The organism is Thermomonas sp. (assembly GCF_023953935.1).
Lineage (GTDB): Bacteria > Pseudomonadota > Gammaproteobacteria > Xanthomonadales > Xanthomonadaceae > Thermomonas.
In genome coordinates this window covers 13,161-27,591 of record NZ_JAMLIW010000012.1, presented here as the reverse complement: position 1 = coordinate 27,591, position 14,431 = coordinate 13,161, and the positions used below count along the sequence as shown (strand labels likewise).

The window sequence follows — 14,431 nt, the reverse complement described above, 5'->3', positions numbered from 1 at the left end:
GAGTTAAGCCGACCCGCTGCACGGCGGCAATAGAGCACGAACATACCTGAAAAATTTGCCGCCGTGAAGCGGGTTCGGCTTGAACGAACTGTTAGGCGCGGACTGGCCGGTGTATTGCTGCACCACCGTTTGCCGGAACCCGCCGCCACGGTGGTTGGATGGCGCTGACCTGCTGCATGGCGTGCAGCACAAGCATGGTTGTCGCATGTGCGTGCTTGGCCGCCAAAGTGCTGACTGAGCGAGCCTGAAGCAAGGCGTGCGGCGCAAGCGTGTTGAGCGCGCCTGGACTGAGCGACAGGCAAGATGTTGCGTGCGCGGTACTGGCCGCGCAAGAGGAACAGGCGCTTGCTGGGGCGAAGCAGAAATCCGGGTGCAAAAACAACGCCCATGCAGAATTATCTGGCGCTTTACTCTGCAAGTTTTTGAACACCAGCCGAGCCTAACGCCTGAGTTAAGCCGACTTGCGTAGCGGAGCCAAACACATGGCAAGCTTTTTCTGCCATGTGTTTGGTGTAGCGAAGCAAGTTCGGCTTGAACGAATTGTTAGGTGCCAACCCGGACTTCCACGGACACGGGCTCTACTGCCGCCAAGAACTGAGCCCGTACATCTTGCGGTGAGTATGCCGCCTTAGCTGGAACCGTGAGAAGCGGCAAGTCAATGACGCGGCAAACATTGGCCAGCAGCTCGTCACGAGACTGCGCCTTGCGGCTAGCGTGCGACTTGTCGTTGAGCTCAACGGCGCAGATCACCGAAAGATCCCCGGAGCGGCAAATAACGAAATCAAAGTGTTTGGAAGCGATGCGATTGAGTGCTCCTTGCCGCGCAGAGTTGCTTAAGCCCGGTTTGACCGCAGCGACATCTGCGACCCGGACCTTGCCAAAGACCCTATGATCTGGCCCAACAGCCTGATCCAACACGCCGAGAAATGATCGCTCTGCGGCTGAAAAGAGCGGCTTGCCGCGCTGGTACGGGAAGTCGATGGAGCCGGTGCCACCGGACTTGCCTTTGAGCGCGGCCAGAACGACAAAGACGGCGAGTACGAGAAGAAATAACCAGATCCATGACATGCGAAGTGCTCCCCTCGGCACCTAACGCCTGAGTTAAGCCGCGCCGATTTGCGGCGGCGGCAGAGTCACAATCTTAGCGGGACTTTGCCGACGCCGCGAAGCGGTGTCGGCTTGAACGAATTGTTAGGCCTCTCGCCTTTTGATGACAGCGAACATCCAATAGGCACATGCCGTCAATGCCGCAGGGGTGGCTAACAGCCAAAGGCCTAGGATTCCCAAATCTCCGTCGCCGAGATGCCTCCACTTAAGCCATTGGTATGGAAGCGTAGCAATCGGAGGAACTAGAGAAAGAACCGCTTGAGATGTTGGCCTCGCATCCAAGATATTGCAGAGAACCAAGGTGGTCACGACCGCAAAGAGTATTGGAGGAAAGACAAACCAGAAGGTCGCGACTAGTGGTCCGCAGAAAACAAACACCGCCCATAAGACAGTCGCTCCTACGACATACACGATGTTTGCGCGATCCTGTTTCATGAGGCCTAACGCCTGAGTTAAGCCGACCCGCTGCACGGCGGCAATAGAGCACGAACATACCTTAAAATTTTGCCGCCGTGAAGCGGGTTCGGCTTGAACGAACTGTTAGGCGCGGACTGGCCGGTGTATTGCTGCACCACCGTTTGCCGGAACCCGCCGCCACGGTGCTTGGATGGCGCAGACCTGCTGCATGGCGTGCAGTGCAAGCATGGTTGTCGCATGTGCGTGCTTGGCCGCCAAAGTGCTGACTGAGCGAGCCTGAAGCAAGACGTGCGGCGCAAGCGTGTTGAGCGCGCCTGGACTGAGCGACAAGCTGGACGGCGCGTGCGCGGTACTGGCCGCGCAAGAGGAACAGGCGCTTGCCGGGGCGAAGCAGAAGGCCGAGTGCAGAAGCAGTGCCCATGCAGAATTATCCGGCTCTTTACTCTGCAAGTTTTTGAACACCAGCCGAGCCTAACGCCTGAGTTAAGCCGACCTGCGTAGTGGCGGCGGCGGAGTGCTAGCGTACCGCAAGCACGCAGGCGCCGCCACGAAGCGGGGTCGGCTTGAACGAATTGTTAGGCGGTGCCACTACCTGTGACCAAGAAAATAAGAATTAGGCTAAGCTGAAGAGCTAAATACAGGACGGCTGCGAAGCGTGCACCTGATCGCAAGCCTGGAGCGACGTGAGTAGACGAGCGCCATACCAGAAACCCGACAACGAGCGCGTGCGCGAGACCGATGATGAATGGGGCGAAGAATAAGGTCAGGCGTCCCGAATCGGTGAGGTTGGGCCGAGTTGCCCAATAAAAAAACGCGGACGACAGGAAAATGAGGGGGGTTCTACCCCGAAATCACGGACGGTTTGGAAAGAGCTGAAAACTTCTGATCTTGTCTGATGACTCTGCGTCGCATCCTTGGGTTATGGCGTCGCTCGATGTATTCGAACACATCCGCCCGGGCGGCAGCGAGCGTTGGATACTTGGATCGGTATACACGCTCACGCTTGAGCAGGCCGAAGAACCCCTCGCAGGCGGCGTTGTCGCCACAATGGCCCACGGCACTCATCGAGCACACGAGCTTGTTTGCCGCCAGATAGTTCTGGTAGTCGCCGCTTCGGAACTGGCTGCCGCGGTCGGAGTGCAGGATGACCGGATGGTTGTCCTGACGCTGCCAGACCGCCATTTGCACGGCCCGGATCACCATCTGTCGGTCCTGCCGGTGATGCATCGACCAGCCCACGACGCGCTGGTCGAACAGGTCCAGCACGATGCACAGGTACAGCTTGCCTTGGCCGGTCTTGAGTTCGGTGATGTCGGTGACCCATTTGGTCTCCGGTTCCAGCGCAGTGAAGTCCCGTTCTAGGTGGTTGCGCACACCCAGAGGCGCTGCAGCGCGGGCTCCCGCGCTGACCACGCCGCTTCGGACGCGGCCAGCCTTGCAGTCCGTCAGCAGCCATGATCCGTGCCACCCGGTTCAGGCTTGCCGTCTCGCCTTCCTCGGCAAGATCTTCCTGCATCCGACCGGCACCCAAGGTGCCTCGGCTGTCCGTGTGCAACTCCCGAATGCGCCTGAGCAAGCGTGCGTTGTCATGCTGGCGGGCACTAGGCAAGCGCTTGCTCCAGTCGTAGTAGCCGCTGGCCGATACCTTCAGGCAGCGGCACATCAGTCGAATCGGAAACTCGTCGCGGCAACGTTCGATCACCCGATACCTCGGGAGGATCCCTTGGCAAAGAACGTCGCCGCTTCTCGCAAAAAATCCCGCTCCTTCTGCACCCGGGCCAGTTCGCGTTTGAGACGCGCCACTTCCTCGTCCCGCGGCGTGCCGGCGCCGCCAAACGCCGCCTTGCCCTGGCTCTGGGCTTCCCGCTTCCAGCGCGTCAGCAGGTTGTCCCGAATCCCCAGCTCCCGCGCCACTTGGGCACAACTGACGCCAGGCCGGCTGGCCTGCTCAACCGCGCCACGCTTGAACTCCTCGCTGAACTTCCTTCGCATTGACATGAACACTCCTCATGGCCTCGATCGGCCTTCTCGTAAGTGTCCGTGAAAACGGGGGTGAACCCGGGCGACGAAGCCACCGAGCAGCACGAAGCCCAGCGTAATGAAAAGCGGGCGAGTGCTGCGTGCGTGCTCGTCCTTTGACGGATGGACTTCTGAAGTACTCACATTGCCGCCTAACGCCTGAATTAAGCCGCGCCGCGAAGCGGCGTCGGCTTGAATGAATTGTTAGACCGATGCGTCGCGAAACGCACGAAGAACGGCATTGATTCTGGTTTGATAGCCAGGGCCTTGAGTCTTGAACCACTCCAGCACGTCCTGATCTACACGAAGCGAAATTGCAGACTTTGGCGCTTGCAGTTGCAGCCCGCGGCGGACGACGCCACGCACAATGTGGCGCACCTCTGCCTCAGGGTGGTCGGACGCAGGTGCGCCCTTGCTGGAGCGGAGGCGAGCGAAGTCAGTCTTGGACTTGGCTGAAGTAGATGCGCGCTTCACGTTGGGTTGCTTTTCTGAACGAGATGATGCGGATTTCATGGGCAGTCTCCGTATGAACCACTGAGACGGGAATCCCAGCGAGCAGACCGAGGGTGACGAAGCGCTGTTCTTGGTAGGAAAAGCGATCGTCCTCGAAGGTGAAGGTCAGCCCGGCAAAGACGGAAGGCGCGTCAACGAAGTCCAGCCCATGCTGGTTCAAGTTGAGGGAGCGCTTGCGCTCTGACCAAGTGAACTTCATGGCCAGAGTGTATATACAAAGCGCAGAGACTGCAAGTGCTCTGTCTCAGCAGCGGTCTAACGCCTGAGTTAAGCCGACCGGCGTAGCGGCGGCAAATAAGAACGAACCAACCTTAGCACATTGCCGCCGCGAAGCTGGGTCGGCTTGAACGAATTGTTAGACCGCGCCAACCTCATTGGAGTATTTGAATGACAGCACAAATTGCACTCACGATCGCGGCAACAGCAGCCGCAATTGCTGCGACGCTCGCAGCTTTGGCCGCTTTCTGGGCAGCCAGGGCATTGGCGGCTTCGAGCTCCAGCTTTTTGAGGGCAAGCGAATTGGCATCTTCAGCAGCCGAAGCAGCCCGCGCAGACGCGCGAGCAGCAGCGCGCTCGGGGTGTGACACGGTCTCGATTATTTCGATAAACGATTTGTCTGACATTGAGCGGTCTAACGCCTGAATTAAGCCGCGCCGCGAAGCGGCGTCGGCTTGAATGAATTGTTAGGGCGCAACCGATCCACGGGCAGACTCTCCGCAGGCATCAATGATCCACTGCCGTTGGAATGCCTCGGCGTAATAGGCCGAAATGTTGTCCCCGCGATTTTCGTTGCGCCTTACCGACTCCTCAAAGTCACAAGTGAGAGCGACTACGTCAACTAAGTAGCCGGCAGCTTCTAGCGTCTCGATGAGCTCAAATGTTGGATCTTGATCAGCACCAATAATCTCAGTAACGATGTTGCGCCGTTCTGAAATTGCGCGTTGCGAAACAAGCGGGCCAATAAGGTTAAGCGGCTCTAAGAATGCGTCAGGAAAATCTAGCATTGCATCGCCGCGACTCAGGTGGTGGAACATTTCCGCTGCATCAATTAGCACGAAACCTTGTGAGTAATTCTTGATTCGAAGGTGCGTCTTGCCCGTTGCCACGCCGCCCATGAGGATGACGGCCTTGGGGTGGTCATTGTGTGCGAGCGAAGAGTCGTCGAATAACCGATCGATTTCGCTGCCGATGTTGATCTGGAAGATGCGGTTATTTTCCATTTGCGCCCTAACGCCTGAGTTAAGCCGGACCGATTTGCGGCCGCGGCGGTGTGACAATTACAGCACAACGCCGAGGCCGCGAAGCGGTCTCGGCTTGAACGAATTGTTAGGCCTATGAGCCGACGACCGCATGATCCTGCTCTCGGTAGCAGCCCAGCAGCGTGTGCTCGAAGGCTACGATTGATACGGTTTTGTAGTCTACGCGCCGGATTCTCGAGGCGGCCAGCTCGACAAGCGCTGCATCTGCTCTCCTCAGCCGCGCCATAACGCCTGGTTGCATGTCGAGAAGCGGAAATACCCAGCGGGGATCGGCAACCTCGAGGAAGTGATGCGACGGCCCGAGTCCAGTGCACTCGAACGGTGTTAGCCAGAGATGGTGCAAATCACGGGCTTGCCGAAGTTCCTTGCCGCAATAGCTGCAGTATCTGGGCATAGGCCTAACGCCTGAGTTAAGCCGACCTGCGTAGTGGCGGCGGCTGAGTGCTAGCGTATCGCAAGCACGCAGGCGCCGCCACGAAGCGGGGTCGGCTTGAACGAATTGTTAGGCCACAAGTTTGCACAAGAATAACCAGACAAGCAAGCTCCCGCCGGCGGCGGCCAAAAGTACTGACGGAATAAAAAAACAAGCCCAAAAGCGAAAGAATCGCTTGCCCTCGGCGCCAGATTTGCGCTGGAACAAAGCGAGCTTGATATTGTTGATTAGCTCGAAGGCTACAAAGATTGAGGCTGATAGTGCAACGAAAAGGCCAGCCCAGAACAGCAGCTGGCTATGAACTTTGTCCTGAAGAAAGAACAGTAGGCCGAAAAAAGTTGCGTAGCCAACCGTAATAACCGTGGTGTTGTACGACTGGACATCACGGAAGTAGTCCTGAATGTCCTTGAGCCACTGTTCGCGAGACTGGTCGTTCATTGGGGCCTAAAATCTGAGTGAAGCGGGGTGGATTAGCCAAATTTAAGGCTTGAAGCCGCGCTTGATCCACGCAATAGCTGGAACAAGTGCGTAAATTCCGGCCCATGTTGCGGCGACAGGGATGAACATAGTTGGCCAAAATATTGAGTGGTTTAATGAAAGGACGATATAATTCGAGTGGGCTGGTTGTTTCCAGGTTAGAAAATAGAGGTCATAGTTGAGGTATCCGAATGCATCCGAAATGAAATACTCAAACAGTGTGTATCCGAGGACAATAATGATCCAGCTGACACTAATAACTATGGCGATGCGTGTCCACCCCGAAATGTTGCTAAGACGCATTGCGGTTCCTCGTCATGGCCTAACGCCTGAGTTAAGCCGACCCGCTGCACGGCGGCAATAGAGCACGAACATACCTGAAAAATTTGCCGCCGTGAAGCGGGTTCGGCTTGAACGAATTGTTAGGCGCCAGACGACGCACTCCCGCAGGTTGATGAAAGCAATACCTTGCGTGAGTCATCTCGTTGAATGCCAGGAACAAGGAAGGTGATTCGTGTTGCGACCGGTGGCTCGCCCACGGGCTGACCGGAGCGATGGACCACCGAATAGCAAACAAGAATTGTGTCGTTGCTCTCTCGAATAACAACCGAGCTGCGCGGCACCCAGTCTGATGGGCTGATCCTGGTGATCGTTGAAACAGCCATGGTTCCGCTGTGAGCGAGCCAGCCAATACTGACCTTGTCCAGTTTGTCCTGTGGATAGGTGTCAAAGGCAGGATCTCTCGTTGCCGTAAAAACACTGCCGCGACTCGCGGCGCATCCCGTGAGAAGCAGCAGGGTAACGATGAGCGAATTCCTGATCTGCATGGCGCCTAACGCCTAGTTGAGCCGCGCCGCACGCGGTGCCCGCGTGCCGGCGCGGCCGGAAGTACGAAGATAGCACGATGCCACGAAGCGGCGTCGGCTTGAACGACGTGTTAGACCTCTGCGGGCGAGGATGCGTGCCATGCGCGGGGTGTGTGGGTGCCTTGCTGCCGCAACGTGCCGGGCGGGAAGCCTTGACGTGCTGCGGTGTGGGGCCCCACGGGCGCCAGCCCTGCCGCAACGGCCCGGAAAAGCGCCAGGGCAACGCGTCAAAGCAAGCTTTGCCTCGTTGCCATGACGCTTTTCTAGCAGACGGGAGCGCATTCAGTCGATACGGACAATGCCGCGTTGTTGGCTAGGAAAGCCCGGAGTGAGTATCAGAAGCGGACAAGCCAACAGGCCCCTTCATATAACGCTTTATTCCTGATCCGCTGAGGTCTAACGCCTAGTAGACCCCAAGAGCGGGGTGTGGGACCGATGGTGGCGCTTTGATGGGCGGAGGTCAAGGCAAATTCCTACCTCGGATCAGTCATTTGCCTGATGCCGGGACATGTTCAAATGCTTAACATGGCCAAGTATGGGGCGTGATGCGAGTGCGTATGACGTATACACCTGAAAACGCGGTTGTAATCGGCGAGGTGAAACCTGCGCGACATCCCGGCCTGTTGGAGGTGGTTCGCTGCAAGTTGCGAGCAAAACGCTACAGTTTGCGGACGGAACAGGCCTATTTGGGATGGATCCGTCGGTTCATCTTGGCCAACGGACGGCGACATCCGCGGGAGATGGGTGGGCCTGAGGTGGAGGCATTTCTCAGCAGTCTGGCGGTTGTCGGCGGGGTGTCGGCCAGTACGCAGAATCAGGCGCTGTCGGCCTTGCTTTTCCTGTACCGGGAGGTGTTGCTGGTCGAGTTGCCGTGGATGGAGACGGTGCTTCGGGCCAAGCGATCGCGACGGTTGCCGACGGTGCTGTCCCACTCGGAGGTGCGGCAGTTGCTGTCGATGATGTCAGGACGGCCCTGGCTGATGGCCAGTTTGCTGTATGGCACGGGGATGCGGTTGATGGAGTGTTTGCGGTTGCGGGTCAAGGATGTGGATTTTGCGCGCAATGAAATCCTGATCCGCAATGGCAAGGGGGCGAAGGACCGGCGCACGATGTTGCCGCGCACATTGGAGGAGCCGTTGCGCCGCGAGATCGAGCGGGCGCGGGTGTTGCACGTCCGGGATCTCGCCGAAGGGTTCGGGGAGACGCCGCTGCCGGATGCGCTGGCGCGCAAGTATCCGAATGCGAGCAAGGACTTTGGCTGGCAGTTCGTGTTTCCCTCGGACCAGCGTTCGGTCAATCCACGGACGGGGCGCACGCATCGTCATCATGTCGATGACGCCGTGTTGTCACGTGCGATCAAACGGGCGCGGGAGCAGGCGGGTATCGACAAGTTGGTGAGCGCGCACACGCTGCGGCATACCTTCGCCACCCATTTGCTGGAATCCGGCTATGACATCCGGACGATTCAGGAATTGCTCGGTCACAAGGATGTGGCGACGACGCAGATTTATACCCACGTCCTGAACCGGGGTGGGCGCGGGGTGCGGAGTCCGCTCGATTCCGGGTGATGGCTCGGCTCAAGCACCGACGGAATCGGTGCCAGTGACAGGGATCCAGCGTTCGTTCGCCGGATGGGATCCGCATCGCCCGGCATTCCTGATGGTTATTCAGCGCACCGGCTTGATCTCGAGCGTAGCCGCAGGCGCGACACCACGTTCCAGCGCTTGCAGGCGGATTTCGAATTCGCCCAAAGTGGCTGAGGTGGCTTTGCCGCCGACGGGGCTGGTGTTGAGGGTGAAGTCCCTGCTGTCGTTGCGGGTCGACGTCCAGCGCAGGCGGATTTCGGCGTTGCCGGCCCAGACGCATCGCACGTCCGGCGGGCAGCGGGAGTCGTTGACCAGTTCCAGGTAGGCAAGTTGGCTGCCATCGGGCAGGCTGGCGCGAGCACCGAGATCGAGCTTCAGGGTGTGCGATTCCTGTGCAGGCGGGTTCGCGTGGTCGTTTGCCATGGCATTCTCTGCGGGGGCCGTGGTGGTCGGGGCTGAAGGGTTCGGAGCGTTGTGCGCTGCACTGGTCTCAGACCCTGGTTGCGGGCGCGGGACGGCGTTGCTGCAGCCGGCAAGCATTGCCGCGCCGAGGGCGAGCGTGATCGGAAGTGCGTGGCGGTGCATCTGCGGTCACCTGTTCGTTGTCGAGCTTCTTTCATACTGCGCCATGGCTGAACGCAGCGCGACAGATTTCGTTGCGGTGAAGGGAGCCGGGGCTGCTCAAGCCTGCTGCGAGGCAAGTCGGTCGGCGAGCCGGATCGGTTCAGGCAAGCGATCGCGGGAGGTGAACTGCATGGCCAGCCCCGGCGCGGAGGCCATGGCGACGCGGTGGCCGGGGGAGATGACGATGGGGTCGACGCCGGGTTGGCTGCGCAGCAGCCAGCCGATCTGTTCGGCGCCGTCGCGCAGGGGCGTGAAGGCGCCGCGGATGGCGTGCAGTTCCAGCCGCGTGCTGCCGATCAGGACGGATGTTCCGATGCCGATCGTGGGCAGGTTGGCGGCGAGGCCGAAATGGCAGGCGCTGCCGAACCGGCGCGGATGGGCGATGCCTTGGCCATCGATCAAGGCGAGGTCGGGTCGCTGCTTCAGGGCAGCGAGTGCGGCCAGCAAGGCCGGCACGCCGCGAAATCCTGACAGTCCCGGAATGTCGGGCATGCGCGTGGGCAGGTGGACGAGCTGTTGGTCGATGACCTCCAACGTCGCCGCATCCATCAGCACTGCCGCAGCGCGGGTGATGCCGCTTTCGTTGTCGAAGCCGACACTGAAGCCGGCCACGCTGCGCAGGGTTTTCGCGAAGTCGTCACGCAGCAGGACGCGTCGGGCCAGTTGAGCTTGCAGGTCGCGCAGGGGGGCCTCGTTGCCGGTCCATGTCGGGAACAGGTCGAGCGCGTCTTGCACGGGGCGGGATCCTTCGCTGATGTGAGGCATTACTGTGCCACGCACGCGGCGATCGGGCGGATGACGCCACAGCCTGCGCCGGACGCGACGCCGGCTGACAACGCCGGGATGGCGTTGTTCAGACCTTCCCGATACTCGGTGCCAACGCGGTCAGCAGGCCGCGTGCTGCGCTGAAGCGGGCGGCGGCGTCGGGCAGGTCGAGGCTGATCCGCAACTTGTCCGGGCCATCCATGCGGTAGTGCCGGGGTTGGCCCTGGATCAACTGGATCACCGCCATCGGGTCGACCGCGGGCTTTTCGACGAAGTGGATGCGGCCACCGGTGGCGGCGAGGTCGAGTTTGCGGATGCCCAGGCGGGTGGCGTCGAGTTTGAGTTCGGCGGTGGCGAACAGGTGTTTGGCCGGCTCCGGCAGCAGGCCGAAGCGGTCGATCATCTCGATCTGCAAGTCGCGCAGGGCCTCGCTGTCCGGGGCAGCGCTGATGCGCTTGTACAGGGTCAGGCGCAGGTGCGGATCGGGCAGATAATCATCGGGAATCAGCGCGGGGACGTGCAGGTCGACGTTGGCGCCGTGCCGGTCTGGCGCATCGACATCGGGCAGCTTGCCTTGCTTGATCGAGCGCACCGCGCGCGCCAGCAGGTCGGTGTAGAGGCTGAAGCCGACTTCGGCCATCTGCCCGCTCTGTTCTTCGCCCAGCAGTTCGCCGGCACCGCGGATTTCCAGGTCGTGGGTGGCGAGGGTGAAGCCGGCGCCGAGTTCGTCCATCGAGGCGATCGCATCGAGGCGCTTGCGCGCATCGGCGGTGATACTGCGGCGGTCGGGGATCAGCAGGTAGGCGTAGGCGCGGTGGTGACTGCGGCCGACCCGGCCGCGCAGCTGGTGCAACTGTGCCAGCCCGAATTTGTCGGCGCGGTTGATCAGGATGGTATTGGCATTGGGAATATCGATGCCGGATTCAATGATCGTCGAACACAGCAGCACGTTGCTGCGCTGCTTGTGGAAGTCGAGCATCACCCGTTCCAGCTCGCGTTCGGGCAGTTGCCCATGGGCAATCCCGATCCGCGCCTCCGGCACCAGCGCCTGCAATTCTTCGCGCATGCGCTGGATGCTCTCGACGTCGTTGTGCAGGAAATACACCTGACCGCCGCGCGCCAGTTCGCGCTGGAAGGCTTCGCGCAGCAGCGCCGCATCCCAGGCGTGCACGAAGGTCTGCACCGCGAGCCGGTTGGCCGGCGGTGTGGCAATGATCGAGAGATCGCGCAGGCCGCCCATCGCCATGTTCAAGGTACGCGGGATGGGAGTTGCGGTGAGCGTAAGCAGATGGACGTTGGCGCGCAGTTTTTTCAGCGCTTCTTTCTGGCGCACGCCGAAGCGTTGTTCTTCATCGACGATGACCAGGCCAAGGTCGGCGAATTTCACGTCCGGTTGCAGCAGGCGGTGGGTGCCGACGATCACGTCGAGCTTGCCGTCGGCCAGTTTCTGCAATTCGGCCTCGATCTCCTTCTTCGACTTGAAACGCGAGAGCACTTCCACCCGCAGCGGCCAGTCGGCGAAGCGATCGCGCAGTGTCTGGTAGTGCTGTTCGGCCAGCAGGGTGGTGGGCACCAGCAGGGCGACTTGCTTGCCGGCGCTGGCGCAGGCGAAGGCGGCGCGCACCGCCACCTCGGTCTTGCCGAAACCGACGTCGCCGCAGACCACCCGATCCATCGGCTGGCTGCTGGCGAGATCGCGCAGGACCGCTTCGATGGCGGCATGCTGGTCGGGGGTTTCCTCGAACGGGAAGCTCGCTGCAAAAGGTTCGTACAGGATGCGATCGACGTCGATCGCCATGCCGCGCCGCGCCTGCCGCTTGGCCTGGATCTCCAGCAGTTCGGCGGCGACGTCACGGACCTTGTCGGCGGCTTTCTTCTTCGCCTTGGCCCATTGTTCGCCGCCGAGGTTGTGCAACGGCGCGGTGTCGGGATTGGCGCCGGAATAGCGGCTGATGCGGTCGAGCTGGGCCACCGGCACGTACAGGCGGTCGCCCTTGGCGTACTCGATGTCGAGGAATTCGCCAGGCAGACCACCGACCTGCATCGCGACCAAGCCTCGGTAGCGGCCGACGCCGTGATCTTCGTGGACGATGGGCGCGCCGAGGCTGAGCTCGCCGAGGTCGCGGATGATGGCCTCGGGTTCGCGTCCGGCGCGCTTGCGGCTGCGCGGCTGCGCGGCGCGTTCCGGGAACAGCTGGCGCTCGGTGAGTACGCACAGGCGCGGGGCGTCGAGCGCGAAGCCGTCATCGAAGGGCGCGACCGCGATGGCGAAGGCAGGCCCCTCTCCCTCCGGGGCGTGGGTCGGGTGCGCCAATGCGCCCTCATCCGGCGCTTCGCGCCACCTTCTCCCGGAGGGAGAAGGAAACGCGAACGCTGCCCAGCTATCGGCAATGGTGGGCGCCAGCTTGGCCGCGTCCAGCAGCTCGCGCAGTGCTTCGCGGCGCCCGGCCGTTTCGCTGGCGATCAGCACGCGGCCGGGGTAGTTGCGCAGGAACTCATGCAGGGCTTGTGCCGGCGCGTGGTCCTTGGCCACTAACGGCAGGTTGGGCGCGGGTTGCACCGGCAGCGGCTTGGCCTCGCCGTGGCGAGGGTGCTGGGTGTCGCAGACTTCGATGCGTGGGCCGCGATTGAGCTGTTCACGCAGCGCATCCGGCGCCAGCCACAGTTCGGATGGCGGCAGGATCGGGCGTTCGATGTCGTGGCGCAATTGCTCATGGCGCTCGCCGATGCGCTGCCAGGCGGCGTCCATCGCCGCGCCGACGCCGGTGCCCAGCAGCGGCAGGGTGTTCGGGGCGAGGTAGTCGAACAGGGTTTCGGTGCCGGTGCTGGCGCCACGCGGGGGCTGGAAGAACAGCGGCAGGTAATACTCGATCCCGGCCGGTGCCAGCCCGGCCTTGAGGTCCTGCACCAGCGGGCTGCGCCGCAGATCGATGTCGAAGCGCTCGCGCAGCGTGGCCAACGCACGTTGCACCGGCGCGTCCTCGAGCGGGATCTCGCGCCCCGGCAGCAATTCGATTGCAGGCACTTTTTCCAGAGAACGCTGGCTGTCGGGGTCGAAGAGGCGGATGGCCTCGATCTCATCGTCGAGCATCTCGATCCGGAACGGCGCCTTGGCGCCCATCGGGAAGACGTCGAGCAAGCCACCGCGCACCGCGAAATCGCCGGGATCGTTGACCTGCGGGACGTGGCGGTAGCCGGCGGATTCCAGCCGGCGTTTTTCCGCATCGAGATCGAGCCGCTGGCCTGTGCGCAGGTCGAAGCGGCTGCCGATGATGTGGCTGCGCGGGGCCAGCCGCTGCATCAGGGTGGCCACCGGCACCACCACCGCGCCACGGCGCAGGTCGGGCAGCGCGGCCAGGGTCGAGAGCCGGCGATTGACGATGTCCGGGTGCGGGCTGAAACGATCGTAGGGCAGGGTTTCCCAATCCGGCAGGCCGTGGACGTCCAGCCCGCTGCCGGCGGCCAGCAGGCGCAGGTCGGATTCGAGCTGGTGGGCGGCGGCGTTGTCGGCGGCGATCACCAGCACCGGCCCGTCGTGCTGCCGGCAGGCCGCCAGGATCGCGCAGGCAAGCCCGGTGTAGCTGCCGGGCAGGCGCCACCAGGCGCGGCGATGGCCGGCGCGGGGCAGCGGTACGGTGAAGGTCAATCCGGAAGACGGCATCGAAACGGTTCAAGCGCACGCCAGCGGCCGCGACTCGGGGTGGCGTGAGGGGGTTGGAGGCCGGTCATTCTACCGGCCTGCGCTCAGGCAGTCGGAGCCAGCGGCGAGCGTGGAATCTTCGGTTTGGGCGGCGGCAGGTCCAGCACCATCCGCACCAGCCCGGCTTCGCTGGAGGCCTCGCGATGGAAACCCAGCGAGCCGGCGAGCGATTGCATCGGCTGGTTGCTTTCCAGCACGTCTCCGTAGATGCGCTGCACCTTGCGCCCGCGCGCCCAGCGCACCAATTTGCGCATCATCCGCCGGCCCAGCCCCATGCCGTTGACATAGTGGCTGACCAAAATGGCGAATTCGGCGTCCTTGCCGTTGGGTTCGACCGATACCCGCGCCACTGCCCCGACCAAGGCCTCGCCCGGCGGCAGCGGTTCGGCGGCCACCAGCGCGAAATCGCGGCGTGGATCCGGACGCACCAGTTGTTCGATCTGCGCGGCGCCCAATTCCTTCATCGGATGCAGGAAGCGCTGGCGGACTTCGTCGGGCTTGAGCAGGGTAAACGCGGCCCGCATCGGTTCGGCGTCCTCGGGGCGGATCGGACGAATCAGGACTTCACGCCCGTTCGGCAAACGGACGTGTTCGTGCCAGGGGGGCATGCGGTTGCGTGCGGCCATCCCGCCATCCTCGCGCAAATTTCGTTAACAACGGGAGAT

At 61.9% G+C, this 14,431-nt stretch carries 12 protein-coding genes and 1 pseudogene; 1 reads left to right on the top strand and 12 read right to left on the bottom strand.

Annotation, left to right across the window (positions count from 1 at the left end; all coding sequences use genetic code 11):
* Positions 1–543 precede the first annotated feature (543 nt).
* From M9902_RS11660 to M9902_RS11625, 8 genes and pseudogenes are all read right to left on the bottom strand, one after another.
* On the bottom strand, positions 544–1,068 hold the full coding sequence (locus M9902_RS11660) for a DUF2726 domain-containing protein (protein ID WP_297223196.1): 525 nt from the start codon (positions 1,066–1,068) through the stop codon (positions 544–546).
* Positions 1,069–2,364: 1,296 nt separating this feature from the next.
* A pseudogene (locus M9902_RS11655) lies at positions 2,365–3,522 on the bottom strand (IS3 family transposase).
* A 225-nt stretch (positions 3,523–3,747) separates the two neighbouring features.
* The gene (locus tag M9902_RS11650) at positions 3,748–4,056 is read right to left on the bottom strand and encodes a BrnA antitoxin family protein (RefSeq protein WP_297223194.1); all 309 of its coding nucleotides are present in this window, start codon (positions 4,054–4,056) and stop codon (positions 3,748–3,750) included.
* Positions 3,980–4,255 carry a BrnT family toxin gene (locus M9902_RS11645; protein ID WP_297223193.1) on the bottom strand — a complete coding sequence of 92 codons (276 nt, stop codon included), beginning with the start codon at positions 4,253–4,255 and terminating at the stop codon, positions 3,980–3,982. Before M9902_RS11645 ends, M9902_RS11650 begins: the two co-directional genes overlap by 77 nt.
* 172 nt (positions 4,256–4,427) lie before the next feature.
* Positions 4,428–4,679 carry a hypothetical protein gene (locus M9902_RS11640; RefSeq protein WP_297223190.1) on the bottom strand — a complete coding sequence of 84 codons (252 nt, stop codon included), beginning with the start codon at positions 4,677–4,679 and terminating at the stop codon, positions 4,428–4,430.
* A gap of 60 nt (positions 4,680–4,739) precedes the next feature.
* Positions 4,740–5,276, bottom strand: a complete 537-nt coding sequence (locus M9902_RS11635; RefSeq protein ID WP_297223188.1) for a zeta toxin family protein — start codon at positions 5,274–5,276, stop codon at positions 4,740–4,742.
* A 541-nt stretch (positions 5,277–5,817) separates the two neighbouring features.
* Positions 5,818–6,186, bottom strand: coding sequence for a hypothetical protein (locus tag M9902_RS11630; protein ID WP_297223186.1), 369 nt, complete (start codon positions 6,184–6,186; stop codon positions 5,818–5,820).
* A gap of 461 nt (positions 6,187–6,647) precedes the next feature.
* A complete protein-coding gene (locus M9902_RS11625; protein WP_297223184.1) occupies positions 6,648–7,052 on the bottom strand; it encodes a hypothetical protein in 405 nt (134 codons plus the stop codon).
* Between the two features lie 596 nt (positions 7,053–7,648).
* Here M9902_RS11625 and M9902_RS11620 point away from each other — a divergent pair.
* Complete coding sequence (locus M9902_RS11620; RefSeq protein ID WP_297223198.1) at positions 7,649–8,659, top strand: integron integrase; 1,011 nt, start codon at positions 7,649–7,651, stop codon at positions 8,657–8,659.
* A gap of 99 nt (positions 8,660–8,758) precedes the next feature.
* Here the strand turns inward: M9902_RS11620 and M9902_RS11615 are convergent, their stop codons facing one another.
* The 4 genes from M9902_RS11615 to M9902_RS11600 all read right to left on the bottom strand — a co-directional run bounded on the left by M9902_RS11615 (position 8,759) and on the right by M9902_RS11600 (position 14,392).
* Positions 8,759–9,262, bottom strand: a complete 504-nt coding sequence (locus M9902_RS11615) for a hypothetical protein (protein WP_297223182.1) — start codon at positions 9,260–9,262, stop codon at positions 8,759–8,761.
* 96 nt (positions 9,263–9,358) lie between these two features.
* Entirely contained in the window at positions 9,359–10,036 is a 678-nt protein-coding gene (nfi, locus tag M9902_RS11610; protein WP_297223180.1) for a deoxyribonuclease V, read from the bottom strand.
* A gap of 118 nt (positions 10,037–10,154) precedes the next feature.
* On the bottom strand, positions 10,155–13,727 hold the full coding sequence (gene mfd, locus M9902_RS11605; RefSeq protein WP_297223178.1) for a transcription-repair coupling factor: 3,573 nt from the start codon (positions 13,725–13,727) through the stop codon (positions 10,155–10,157).
* A gap of 83 nt (positions 13,728–13,810) precedes the next feature.
* The gene (locus M9902_RS11600; RefSeq protein ID WP_297175680.1) at positions 13,811–14,392 is read right to left on the bottom strand and encodes a GNAT family N-acetyltransferase; all 582 of its coding nucleotides are present in this window, start codon (positions 14,390–14,392) and stop codon (positions 13,811–13,813) included.
* Positions 14,393–14,431 lie beyond the last annotated feature (39 nt).